The organism is Microbacterium sp. M (assembly GCF_045181065.1).
In the GTDB taxonomy this organism is placed as follows: domain Bacteria; phylum Actinomycetota; class Actinomycetes; order Actinomycetales; family Microbacteriaceae; genus Microbacterium.
The window spans coordinates 1,232,915-1,244,953 of record NZ_CP173721.1 but is presented as its reverse complement, the minus strand read 5'-3'; the positions used below and the strand labels follow the sequence as shown (position 1 = coordinate 1,244,953).

11 protein-coding genes and 1 riboswitch are annotated in these 12,039 nt (G+C 67.2%); of the genes, 2 read left to right on the top strand and 9 right to left on the bottom strand.

What is annotated here, in order from left to right; all coding sequences use genetic code 11:
• Window positions 1–5 precede the first annotated feature (5 nt).
• Genes ACI7YT_RS05885 through ACI7YT_RS05875 form a run of 3 tightly spaced genes read right to left on the bottom strand, consistent with a single transcriptional unit; the run spans window position 6 to window position 1,556 of the window.
• A complete protein-coding gene (locus ACI7YT_RS05885) occupies window positions 6–470 on the bottom strand; it encodes a histidinol dehydrogenase (RefSeq protein ID WP_406249533.1) in 465 nt (154 codons plus the stop codon).
• A gap of 40 nt (window positions 471–510) precedes the next feature.
• Complete coding sequence (locus ACI7YT_RS05880) at window positions 511–825, bottom strand: AzlD domain-containing protein (protein ID WP_406249532.1); 315 nt, start codon at window positions 823–825, stop codon at window positions 511–513.
• Window positions 822–1,556, bottom strand: a complete 735-nt coding sequence (locus ACI7YT_RS05875) for an AzlC family ABC transporter permease (protein WP_406249531.1) — start codon at window positions 1,554–1,556, stop codon at window positions 822–824. The genes ACI7YT_RS05880 and ACI7YT_RS05875 overlap by 4 nt, the downstream gene beginning before the upstream one ends.
• Window positions 1,557–1,620: 64 nt before the next feature.
• Here ACI7YT_RS05875 and ACI7YT_RS05870 point away from each other — a divergent pair, with 64 nt between their 5' ends.
• Window positions 1,621–2,169, top strand: a complete 549-nt coding sequence (locus ACI7YT_RS05870) for a helix-turn-helix domain-containing protein (RefSeq protein WP_406249530.1) — start codon at window positions 1,621–1,623, stop codon at window positions 2,167–2,169.
• A gap of 37 nt (window positions 2,170–2,206) precedes the next feature.
• On the opposite strand, the gene ACI7YT_RS05865 is transcribed toward ACI7YT_RS05870, so the two are convergent.
• Together ACI7YT_RS05865 and typA are read right to left on the bottom strand one after the other, a co-directional pair.
• A complete protein-coding gene (locus ACI7YT_RS05865) occupies window positions 2,207–3,217 on the bottom strand; it encodes a phospholipase (protein WP_406249529.1) in 1,011 nt (336 codons plus the stop codon).
• A 327-nt stretch (window positions 3,218–3,544) separates the two neighbouring features.
• Window positions 3,545–5,455, bottom strand: coding sequence for a translational GTPase TypA (gene typA / locus ACI7YT_RS05860; RefSeq protein ID WP_406249528.1), 1,911 nt, complete (start codon window positions 5,453–5,455; stop codon window positions 3,545–3,547).
• Window positions 5,456–5,553: 98 nt separating this feature from the next.
• Between typA and ACI7YT_RS05855 the strand changes: the two genes are divergently transcribed.
• Window positions 5,554–6,327, top strand: a complete 774-nt coding sequence (locus tag ACI7YT_RS05855; RefSeq protein ID WP_406249527.1) for a CPBP family intramembrane glutamic endopeptidase — start codon at window positions 5,554–5,556, stop codon at window positions 6,325–6,327.
• Here ACI7YT_RS05855 and ACI7YT_RS05850 read toward each other — a convergent pair whose 3' ends face one another.
• From ACI7YT_RS05850 to ACI7YT_RS05835, 4 genes are all read right to left on the bottom strand, one after another.
• A complete protein-coding gene (locus tag ACI7YT_RS05850; RefSeq protein ID WP_406249526.1) occupies window positions 6,328–8,040 on the bottom strand; it encodes an ABC transporter ATP-binding protein in 1,713 nt (570 codons plus the stop codon).
• Complete coding sequence (locus ACI7YT_RS05845) at window positions 8,037–8,990, bottom strand: ABC transporter permease (RefSeq protein ID WP_406249525.1); 954 nt, start codon at window positions 8,988–8,990, stop codon at window positions 8,037–8,039. Before ACI7YT_RS05845 ends, ACI7YT_RS05850 begins: the two co-directional genes overlap by 4 nt.
• Window positions 8,980–9,909: an ABC transporter permease gene (locus tag ACI7YT_RS05840; protein ID WP_406249524.1), complete on the bottom strand. Its 930-nt coding sequence runs from the start codon at window positions 9,907–9,909 to the stop codon at window positions 8,980–8,982. The genes ACI7YT_RS05845 and ACI7YT_RS05840 overlap by 11 nt, the downstream gene beginning before the upstream one ends.
• A gap of 80 nt (window positions 9,910–9,989) precedes the next feature.
• The gene (locus tag ACI7YT_RS05835; protein WP_406249523.1) at window positions 9,990–11,618 is read right to left on the bottom strand and encodes an ABC transporter substrate-binding protein; all 1,629 of its coding nucleotides are present in this window, start codon (window positions 11,616–11,618) and stop codon (window positions 9,990–9,992) included.
• A gap of 249 nt (window positions 11,619–11,867) precedes the next feature.
• Window positions 11,868–11,959, top strand: a riboswitch (glycine riboswitch).
• Window positions 11,960–12,039 lie beyond the last annotated feature (80 nt).

Below are 12,039 nucleotides of genomic sequence, written 5' to 3'. Positions count from 1 at the left end.
CCAGTCTACGTCCCGTCGGCGGCACGCTCCTCCCGAGCACCCGGAACCGCGGTGACGATCGGCTGCGCCTCCGGTGCCGACGTCGTGGACGGCGCAGCGGCCGACGCTGTCGTCTGCGGACGCGAGAACTTCGGCCAGGCTACGGCGAGCAGCACGAGGCCGGCGATGAGATAGATCCACACCCGACCCCAGATCGCGTCGGCGACGACGACCGATCCGCCGGGCCCCACACCCGAGATGAGAGTCACCGTTCCCAGCATCCCGAGCCCGGCGGCGAGCGTCGAGCCGCGATCGTGGGTGAGCGCGCGGATCGCCACGAGCAGCGCCGCGCAGGCGATCGCGGCGATGATCAATCCGACCGGCACAGGTCCCCACATGAGGCTGTGCGCGATCGTCCCCGCGATCCCGTATACGCCGCCGACGACGGCGGCAGCGACCCAGGAGAGAATGCGGGAGAGCCAGGTGTTCACCCCGCGAGTCTATCGGCGGCCGCCCATGGCTCCCCTGGGTTCATGCCGCCAGGCCGGCCCAGCGCAGCAGCGCCGCGACGACGGCGGCGGCGAACACGACGACGAGGAACGACTGCCGCAGCCACAGCAGCACCGCCGCGACCAGCACGGCCGGCACGCGGGCGTCGACGACGATCGACTGCCCGTCGCCGAGCGTCTGCACGGCGACGAGCGCCGCCAGCAGCGCGACCGTCAGCAGGTCGGAGATCCGCGCGGGCCGGGGTGCCGCCAGCACGTGCGCCGGGATCAGATACCCGAACGTCTTCAGTGCCACGCAGATGCACGCGGCGAGGAGCACCGCACTCCAGATGCTCATGAGTGCGCCTCCTGCTCGGCATCCCGCACGTCTTCGCGGCCGAGCCAGTTGAACCAGCCGACGATGATCGCGACGACTGCGGCCAGCAGCACGGGTATGCCCGGCATGAGCCACGGCGTGACGGATGCCGCGACGACTGCGGCTGCCACTCCGACCGCCACCGCCTGCCGCTGCTTCAATCTCGGCCACAGCAGCGCGAGGAAGGCGGCGGCCGCCGCGGCATCCAGCCCCCAGGTCTTCGGGTCGCCCAGCACATCGCCCAGGAGTGCGCCCACGAGGGTCATGATGTTCCAGCCGAGGAAGATCCCGATGCCGGTGACCCAGAACCCGACCCGGCTCAGCCGCGGGTCGGTCTGCGAGATCGCCACTGCGGTGGACTCGTCGATCGTGAACTGGGCGGCGGCCGTCCGTCGCCAGAATCCGCGTCCGATGATCGGAGACATGCGCATGCCGTAGGCGACGTTGCGCACGCCGAGCAGCGCGGCCGAGGCGACCGCCGAGGGAAGCGCCGCGACTCCGCCCGAGGCCAGCACGCCGATGAACGCGAACTGCGAACCGCCGGTGAACATCACGAGGCTCAGAACGCACGTCTGCCAGACGTCGAGCCCGGCGGCGACGGCGAGGGCGCCGAACGAGATGCCGTAGGCGCTGGTGGCGATGGCGACCCCGAGCCCCTCCCGCCAGACTTCGCGCTCGGCCGTCACCGACGTCGTTCGATTGGATGAACACATGATCATGATTCTGAACACCCGTACCGACATAGTCAAGCGAACGTTCGTTTGACATGATGAACGCATGGATGATCTCCGCACCCGTATCGCCCGGACTCTTCGTCGCGAGCGCGAGGCTGCGTCACTGTCCGTCTCCGAACTCGCCCGTCGAGCAGGCATTTCCAAGGCGACTGTCTCGCAGCTCGAATCCGGGGCGGGCAATCCCAGCGTCGAGACGCTGTGGGCGCTCGGCGTGGCTCTCGGCATCCCCTTCGCGACGCTCGTCGATCAGCAGGCCAGCGCGCCGACGCTCATCCGTTCAGACGATCTGGCAGGCATCCCCTCCGCCGCCGCGACGTACAGCGCGACCCTTCTCGCCGCGAGCCCGCCCGGCGCACGGCGCGACATCTACCTGATCCAGGCGGAGCCGGGCGATCCGCGACGTTCCGAACCGCACCGCCCCGGCACCATCGAGCACGTGGTGCTGATCTCCGGCCAGGCGCATGTCGGCCCGACCGGAGATCCTGAACTGCTGAACCCCGGCGACTACCTGACCTACGCCGGAGACGTTGCGCACATCTTCGACGCAACCGCGCCGGGGACGAGCGCGGTGCTCATCTCGGAACTCCGCTGACGCGACCTTCCGGCGGTCGACGCCTCACACTGGGGTCTCAGTACCAGTTCGTGGCCTGCGAGTGCCCCCAAGCGGAGCACGGCGAGCCGTAGACGCTGTCGATGTAGCTCAGGCCCCACGCGATCTGCGTCGTCGCGTTGGTGCGCCAGTCGGCGCCTGCGCTGGCCATCTTGTCGCCCGGGAGCGACTGCGGGATGCCCGTCGCACCGGAGGGGTTGTAGGCCTTGTAGTTCCAGCCGGACTCCTTGGTCCACAGCGACTCGAGGCAGGAGAACTCGCCGTCGCCCCAGCCGTACTTGCTGGCCGCCATGGCGCGTGCGGTCGCCTTGGCGCCCTCGGGGGTATTGGCCGCAGCCGCGGCGGCCGCAGCGCGCTCTTCGGCCGCCTTCTTCTCGGCCGCCGCCTTCTGCGCGGCGGTGAGCGCTTCGCGCAACGTCGTCGTCGCCGCTGCCACAGCGGCGGCATCGGCGGTGACGTCGGCAGTGTCCAGCACCAGTTCGATCGGCGCCTTCTCCTCGGCCTCCGCCGCTGACGCGGCGAACTCGGCGGCGGTCGCGGGCGCGGTCGGAGTCGCTGCTCCGGCGGTTGTCGAAGCGTCGGCGGCTGTCAGCTCGGCGTCAGCCGTCGGCTCAGCGTCGGCCGCCGGCTCGGTGGTGTCGACGACGACCGCAAGATCGGCGATGCCGGCTTCCAGCGTCGTGGTGTCGATCGTCGTGGTGACCGCGTCCAGCGCGAGACCGGACGACGCGACCTCTGCGGTCAGCGCCGCGGCGTCCGCCACGGCAGCCTGCGCGGTCTCGACCGCGACCTGTGCGTCTTCGGTGATGTCGGCGAGGGGCAGTGCCATCCCGACGGCGCCGGTCGCCGGAGCGTAGCGGTCCGCGTCGCTGACGGTCGCGAGCGAGGTGACGGCATCGGAGTGCGCGTCGACCGCGGCTGCGGCGGACGATGCCGTGCCGGCCGTGATCGCGACGCTCAGCACGGCGCCCAGCGCGATGCCGAGCACGAGGGGGTGGCGGGAGGTGACGTCTGCGTGTGCGTGAGCCATGGTGGCGGCGCGCGCGGACGCACGGGTGTTCGGGGAATGCAGCATGAAGGGTTCGACTTTCGGGTCGTCGTCGGCCCGGACCCCTGCAGGGCGGTTCATCGGGAGCCGTTTCCCGGGCACGAAGATCGAGTCTGATCGCTCGACCTGGGCGAAACCGATCGTGCGCCTGGATGCCCCGTGCATTTTCCCCGGGAATCAGGGCTCCTCGCTCCCGGGAAAGTATGTTATGAGTTCGTTATCTTCTGTCGCGCGCTAGCGCCGTCGCCCACGAGAACGCCCCCGGTGTCCGATTGCTCGGTCGCCGGGGGCGCATCAACGATTCAGACGTCAGGCGTTGGCGTCCTGGCGCTTCAGACGCGACGTCTCGCGACCGCGGATCGTCTGGTCGAGGATCACCTTGCGGATGCGGACGACCTCGGGGGTGACCTCGACGCATTCGTCGTCGCGGGCGAACTCGAGGCTCTCCTCGAGCGTCAGCTGGCGCGGCGGCGTCATCGACTCGAAGGTGTCGGAGCTCGCCGCACGCATGTTGGTGAGCTTCTTCTCCTTGGTGATGTTCACGTCCATGTCGTCGGCGCGCGAGTTCTCGCCGATGACCATGCCCTCGTAGACCTCCTGCGTGGGCTGCACGAAGAACGACATGCGCTCCTGGAGAGCGATCATGGCGAACGGTGTGACGACGCCCTGGCGGTCGGCCACGATCGAGCCGTTCTGACGCGTGGTGATCTGACCGGCCCAGGGCTCGTAGCCGTGCGAGATCGCGTTCGCGATGCCGGTGCCGCGGGTGGTGGTGAGGAACTCGCTGCGGAAGCCGATCAGGCCGCGCGAGGGAACGATGAACTCCATGCGCACCCAGCCGGTGCCGTGGTTGGTCATGTTCTCCATGCGACCCTTGCGGTTCGCGAGCAACTGCGTGATCGCGCCGAGGTGCTCTTCCGGAGTGTCGATCGTGAGGTGCTCGAAAGGCTCGAACGTCTTGCCGTCGACCTTCTTGGTGACCACCTGCGGCTTGCCCACTGTGAGCTCGAAGCCCTCGCGACGCATGTTCTCGACGAGGATGGCCAGCGCGAGCTCGCCTCGACCCTGGACCTCCCACGCATCCGGACGTCCGATGTCGACGACCTTCAGCGAGACGTTGCCGATGAGCTCCTTGTCGAGGCGGTCCTTGACCATGCGCGCGGTGAGCTTGTGTCCCTTGACCTTGCCCATCAGCGGCGAAGTGTTCGTACCGATGGTCATCGAGATCGCCGGGTCGTCGACCGTGATGGCCGGCAGGGGACGCACGTCCTCCGGGTCGGCGATCGTCTCGCCGATCGTGATGTTCTCGAAGCCGGCGATGGCGACGATATCGCCGGGGCCGGCCTCTTCGGCGGGGTAGCGCTCGAGCGCGCGCGTCTTCAGCAGCTCGGTGATGCGTGCGTTGCTCGTCGACCCGTCGGCGCGCACCCAGGCCACGGTCTGACCCTTCTTCAGCGTGCCGTTGAAGACGCGCAGCAGCGCGAGACGGCCGAGGAACGGGCTGGAGTCGAGGTTGGTGACCCAGGCCTGCAGCGGAGCCTCGTCGTCGTACGACGGAGCCGGCACGTGCTGGAGGATCGCCTCGAACAGCGGCTCGAGGTCGTCGTTGTCGGGCAGCGAGCCGTCGGCGGGACGGTTGAGCGATGCCGCACCGGCGCGACCGGAGGCGTACACGACCGGCACGTCGAGCAGTGCGTCGACATCGAGGTCGGGGACGTCGTCGACGAGATCGGACGCGAGTCCGAGCAGCAGGTCGTGCGCCTCTTCCTCGACCTCGGCGATGCGAGCGTCGGGACGGTCGGTCTTGTTGACCAGAAGGATGACGGGCAGCTTCGCCTCGAGCGCCTTGCGCAGCACGAAGCGGGTCTGCGGCAGCGGACCCTCTGAGGCATCGACGAGCAGCACGACGCCGTCGACCATGGACAGACCGCGCTCGACCTCTCCACCGAAGTCGGCGTGGCCGGGGGTGTCGATCACGTTGATCGTGACGGGGACCTCGGTGTGAACGCCGTTGTACGTGATCGCGGTGTTCTTCGCGAGGATCGTGATGCCCTTTTCGCGCTCGAGATCGTTCGAGTCCATCGCGCGTTCGTCGACGTGCGCGTGCTCGCCGAACGAGCCGGTCTGACGGAGCATGGCGTCGACCAGAGTGGTCTTGCCGTGGTCCACGTGCGCCACGATGGCGACGTTGCGGAGGTCGGAGCGGAGGGCGTGCGCCATGAAGGAGTCCTCAGGAGAATGTGGGATGCGCCGGGATGCCGACTCCTCAGGATATCGCACGCTCGCTGAAGCCTGTCTGAGCGGCATACGATCGTCGGGTGACGACTCCCCCGGCATCCCGTACGCGCCTGTGGTGGGAGATCGCGATCGTACTGGCGCTGGGTCTGGGGCAGTCCGCGATCTACGCGATCGTGCAACTCGCATACCGGCTGACGGACACCACACCGCTGGCCGATCAGACCGCGACGCTCAACCCCTCGCGCAGCGACCGCGAGGTCTTCGATTTCATCTATCAGATGCTCTCGATCGGGTTCTCACTCGTACCCGTCGTGCTGGTCTGCTTCCTGCTCTGGCAGAACTCGCGCCCGCACCTGGCGCGGCTGGGCCTGGACGGCACGCACGTCGCGCGGGACACGAGCCGAGGCATCCTGCTGGTGCTCGCGATCGGCGTCCCCGGCCTCGCCCTCTACCTCGCCGGCCGGATGCTGGGGTGGTTCGTCGCCGTGGACCCTGCGGGGCTGGACACGCACTGGTGGACGGTGCCGATCCTGCTGCTGTCCGCCGCGCGCGCCTCGATCCAGGAGGAGTTCGTCGTCCTCGGGTATCTCTTCGCCCGTCTCAAGGATCTCGGCTGGGGTCCGTGGCCGATCATCATCGCGACCAGTGTGCTCCGAGCCAGCTATCACCTCTACCAGGGGCCGGGTGCGTTCGTCGGCAACCTGGCGATGGGGCTGCTGTTCGGCTGGCTGTTCTCGCGGTCCGGACGGCTGCTGCCGTTCCTCGTGGCGCATTTCCTCATCGACGCGACCGTGTTCGTCGGCTATCCATGGGCTGCGGCCACGTGGCCGGCGGCGTTCGGGCTCCCCTCCTGATCAGCCCATGCCCTGTCCCAGTGCGATCGCGGCGCCGGGAATCGCGTCGAGCAGGCGCTGGGTGTACTCCTGCTGCGGGTTCGCGAAGATGTCGTCCACCGTGCCGTGTTCGACGATCTTTCCCTGCTCCATCACGCAGACGCGATCGGCGATCACTCGGACGACCGCGAGATCGTGCGTGATGAACAGGTACGTGAGGTCGAGATCCGTCTGCAGCTGAGCGAGCAGTTCGAGCACCTGCGCCTGCACGAGGACGTCGAGCGCCGAGACGGCCTCGTCCAGCACGACGATCTCGGGCTTGAGTGCCAGCGCTCGCGCGATCGCGACGCGCTGGCGCTGTCCGCCGGAGAGCTCGTTCGGATAGCGGTCGACGACGCTGGCCGGAAGCGCCACCTGGTCGAGCACCTCGAGGACGCGTGCCCGCCGCGACGCCGAGTCCCCGACGCCGTGCACACGCAGCGGCTCGGCGACCGTATTGCCGATGTTGTGCAGCGGATCGAGCGACCCGTAGGGGTCCTGGAAGACGGGCTGCATCTGACGACGCAGCGCCTGCAGCTCGCCTCGGTTGAGCGCGTCGATGTCGCGACCGTTGACGCGGATCGTCCCGGAGGTCTTCGGTTCGAGTCGCAGCAGCAGCTTGGCAGCCGTGGACTTCCCCGAGCCCGACTCGCCGACGATCGCCATCGTCGAGCCCTTGGGTACGGAGAGGGAGATCCCGTCGACGGCTGTGAAGGGCTGCGATCGGAAGCCGGTGCCCCTGATCCGGTAGACCTTGGTGACGTCGACGAATTCGATCGCTGTCGCGGCATCCTCGGTCTGCGCCGCAGACGGCGCCAGCGCCGCGAGATCAAGATCCGCCGGCAACGGCGCCGTGGCGGGTTTCGCCCCGGTCTGAATGCGCTTGGACGCCAGGCTCGGCGCCGCCGCCACCAGGCGCTGCGTATAGGGATGCTGAGGATTCTGCAGGATCTCCAGCGCGGGTCCTGACTCCACGATGCGCCCTCGATGCATCACGAGCAGATTCTCCGCGCGTTCGGCGGCGAGGCCGAGATCGTGCGTGATGAACAGCACCGCGGTGTTGCGCTCGGCGGTGAGCGTTGCGAGGTGGTCGAGGATCCGCTTCTGCACCGTGACGTCGAGCGCGCTCGTCGGCTCGTCGGCGATGAGCAGTTCGGGGTCGGAGGAGAGCCCGATCCCGATGAGCACACGCTGTCGCATGCCGCCGGAGAACTCGTGCGGGAACTGCCGCAGCCGGCGTTCGGCGTCCGCGAGCCCGGCCTCGTTCAGGACGGCGATCGCCTTCTTGCGCGCCGCGCGACGACTCGTGGCCAGTCCGTTCGCGAAGATCGTCTCCTGGACCTGGAAGCCGATCCGATGCACCGGGTTGAGGCTGTTCATCGGGTCCTGCGGGACGAGTCCGATCCGCTTGCCGCGGATCTCCTCCATCCCCGACCGACCGAGCTTCGTGAGCTCCTGGCCCTGCAACCGGACCGAGCCGCCCGTGATGCGTCCCGACCCCGGCAGCAGATTGATGAGCGCGTGCGCGGTCGTCGATTTGCCTGACCCCGACTCGCCGACGATCGCCATCGTCTCGCCAGGATGGATGTCGAAGCTGACGCCCCGGACAGCAGGGACGTACCCGTCCTGCGTCTTGAACGCGACCTCGAGGTTCTCGACCGACAGCAGCGGTCCTTCCAGCTCGTTGCGGCTCATCGCAGCGCCCTCGCCTTCGGGTCGAGCGCGTCGCGGACCGTCTCACCGAGCATGATGAACGACAGCACCGTGAGCGACAGCGCGATGGATGGATAGATCAGCGGGAGCGGATCGGTGCGCAGGCGGATCTGCGCCTTCGAGATGTCGGTTCCCCAGGAGACGATGTTCCCCGGCAGTCCGACGCCGAGGAACGACAGCGTCGCCTCGGCGGTGATGGCGGCCGCGAGACCGACCGTGCTGACGACGATCACCGGGGCGATCGAGTTCGGCAGCACGTGCGTGAACATCGTGCGAACCCGGGACACTCCGAGGGCCTCGGAGGCCAGCACGAAATCGTTCGAACGCACCCTGAGGATCTCCGATCTGAGGATGCGGGCGGTCGCCGGCCAGGCGAAGAACCCGATCGCGAGCGAGATCACCAGGATGTTGCGGTTGTCCAGGAACATCGACATGATCACGACCGCGGCGAGGATGTACGGGATCGCGAAGAACATGTCGCTGATGCGCATGAGGAGCGAATCGACCCAGCCGCCGAAGAACCCGGCGAAGGCGCCGATGACGATCCCGAGCACGGCGATGATGATGGTCACGATGACACCGACGCTGAGCGACGTGGACGCACCATGGATCACGCGTGAATAGACGTCGCACCCCTGGAAGTCGAACCCCATCGGGTGACCGGCTGCCGGCGGGTCGTTCGAGTCGTCCAAGTTGCATGTGGTCGGCGAGATCTGGACGAACAGCCCGGGGAAGATCGCGATGATCGTCAGCAGCACGACGATGAAGCCCGCGAGCCAGAACATCCAGCGCCCCCGGAGATCGCGCCACGCATCGAGCCAGAGGTTGCTCTTGCGTTCGCTGACGCGCACCGCGTCGACGGCGCCGATCCCCTCCTCGTCGACGTCCGCGACGAAGTGCGGCATGCGGTGGGTCGGAGTGTTATCTGGCATAGCGGATCCTCGGGTCGAGCACGCCGTAGAGCAGGTCGATCAGCAGATTGACGACCACATAGATCACCACGAGGATCGTGACGATCGAGACGATCTCCGGGCCGTCGTGGCGGTTGATGGCCTCGAACAGCTCATTGCCGACGCCCGGGACGTTGAAGATGCCCTCGGTGACGGTCGCACCGACGATCAGGATGCCGAAGTCGGCGGCGAGGTTGGTCGTGACGGGGATGAGCGAGTTGCGCAGCACGTGCACCGGGATGACCCGGCTGCCGGACAGCCCCTTCCCATAGGCCATCCGGACGAAGTCCTGCTGGCGCGTCTCGATGACGGACGCCCTTGTCAGGCGGATGACGTAGGCGAAGTTCAGTGCGGCGAGCACGATCGCCGGCAGTATCAGGTCGCTCCATGGTGCACCTGGACCGACGGTCGGACGGAACCAGCCGAGTTGGATGCCGAGGAAGTACTGCGCGACGAAGGCGAGCACGAACACGGGGACCGAGATGAGCACGAGGCTGACCAGCATCGAGACGTGGTCGACGATGCCGTTCTTGCGCAGTCCCGCGATCAGCCCGATCGTCACCCCGAACACGAGCTGGATGAGCACTGCGAGCAGGGCGAGGCGCAGCGTCACGGGGAATGTCCTCGCGAGGATGTCGTTCACGCTCTGGCCACGGAACGTCGTTCCGAGGTCGCCCTGGAACAGGTCGCCGAGGTAGATGAGGTACCGCTGGAAGAACGGCTGATCGAGGTGGAAGCGCTCCTGCAGCGCAGCGTACTGCGCCGGAGTCGGCGTCTTGTCGCCGAACAGAGCGAGGATCGGGTCGCCTGGGAGCAGGAAGACCATCGAATAGATGAGGAACGTGGCCCCGAGGAAGACGGGGATCGCCTGGAGCAGGCGACGAATGATGTAGGCAGTCATGTCGGGCACGCGAGTCCCCGGGTGCTGGGTGACGGATGACCGTCACCCAGCACCGCGAACTCAGGCGGATACCAGTGTCACTACTCCTTGGTGATCGCGAAGATGATCGGCCAGCTGTCCCAGCCGTACTCGACGTTCTCGACCACCGTGGAGTAACCCGCATTGGTCGACCGGTACCAGAGCGGCAGCACGGGCAGGTCCTGGAACAGGACCTCCTGCGCCTGCTCGAAGAGCGCGTTGCCCTCTTCGACGGACGGTGCCGTGGCACCCTGCTGGACGAGCGAGTCGTATTCCTCGTTGGAGTAGTCGCCGTCGTTCGAGCCGGCTCCCGTGATGAAGAGCGCTCCGAGGATGTTGTACGCGCCCGGGTAGTCGAACTGCCAGCCCGAGCGGGTCGCCGCGTTGATCGTGCGGTTCGAGATCTCCTCGCGCAGCGTCGCGAGATCGGGGAAGGACTGACCGATCGCGTCGATTCCGAGCGTGTTCTTCAGCTGGTTCGCCACCGCGTCGACCCAGGGCTGGTGTCCGCCGTCGGCGTTGTAGGCGATGGTGAACGTCCCGCTCCACGGCGAGATCGCGTCGGCCTGCGCCCACAGATCCTTCGCCTTGTCGGCGTCCGCGTGCGTGACCTCGGACCCAGGGATCGAATCCGACCATCCCTCGATCACCGGCGACGTGTAGTCGACAGCCGGCGTCCTGGTGCCCTCGAAGATGACGTCGGTGATCTGCTCACGGTCGATCGCGTAGGAGATCGCCTGTCGGCGCAGCAGCCCCTCTTCGTCGTTTCCGAAGTGCTCGAGTCGGGCCGGGATCGTCAGACCCTCCCAGATCGCCGCACCCTGGTCGACAGCGCGGTCGCCGAGGTCGTCCTTGTAGGTGGCGAGCGCGGACGGCGGCACGTTGGGGTTGATGACGTCGAGGTTGTCACCGAGCAGATCGGAGTACGCCGCTTCCTGCGTGGCGTACACGACGAGGTCGACGCCACCGTTCTGCGGCTGGCGCGGGCCGTCGTACGTGTCGTTCGGCACGAGCGAGATCACCTGGTCGTGCTCCCAGTTCTCGAGCTTGTACGGTCCGTTGCCGATCGGGTCCTGGCCGAATGCCTCCGGGTCCTCGAAGAACGACTCCGGCAGCGGCGAGAACACCTGATAGCCGAGCGAGATCGGGAAGTCCGACTGCGGGGCGGCGAGCTCGACGGTGAACGAGGTGTCGTCGACGACCTCGAGCGCGAGAGCGCCTTCCTCGCCCGCTGCTTCAGGGTTGTAACCGGCGAAGTTGGCGAACCACCACTGGTTCTCGAACTCGGCGTCGGATGCCGCGTACTGCCACGCGTCGACGAACGACGCCGATGTCACGGGCGTCCCGTCGCTGAAGGTCTGGTCCTCCTTGATCGTGATGGTCCAGGTCTGGTTGTCCTCGGATTCGATGGACTCCGCGATATCCATGGCCATGGCGCCGTCGGCTTCGTAGTAGACGAGACCGGCGAAGATGTTCTGCAGCACCAGGCCGCCCCCGACCTCGTTCGTGACGGCAGGGATCAACGGGTTCTGCGGCTCGTTGTTCTGAACTGTGACGATGCCGGTCGAAGTACCGGAGCCCTCTTCTTCGCCGGTTCCTTCGCCGCCGTCTCCTGACGAGCATCCGGCCAGTGCGATGATGCCTGCTGTGAGCAGCGCCGCGCCCGCGAGGGCGCTTCTGTTTCGCTTCACTTCGTATCCTCCTGGGTACTCGGGTAGCGCCGCACTCCTCATCGAGTACGTCGTGATAACCAGAGCGTATGCCCGCAGGAGTCCCTGCGGCAGTCCCCGTTAATCAACCGTTACTGAACGGGCGGTCAGAAATAATCTGACCGTTACAGAGCCGTAACAGCGGCGGTCTCCCGTTGTAATCGGACACTGTCCATTATTGATGCACAACACGATCAGCACCGGCGGTCGCACACCGACGACCGACGCCCGAACAGTCACCGGGGAGAGATCCGCACTCGATGCGGACGCCGAAGGGGCAAGCCACCCGCCAATCTCTCAGGCAGAAGGACTCGGCGACTGGGGAACTCTGGAGAGAGGCCTTGCGGGGCCCGCCGACGGGGAAGCGCACAGCGCGACACTCTCAGGCACAACGGACAGAGGG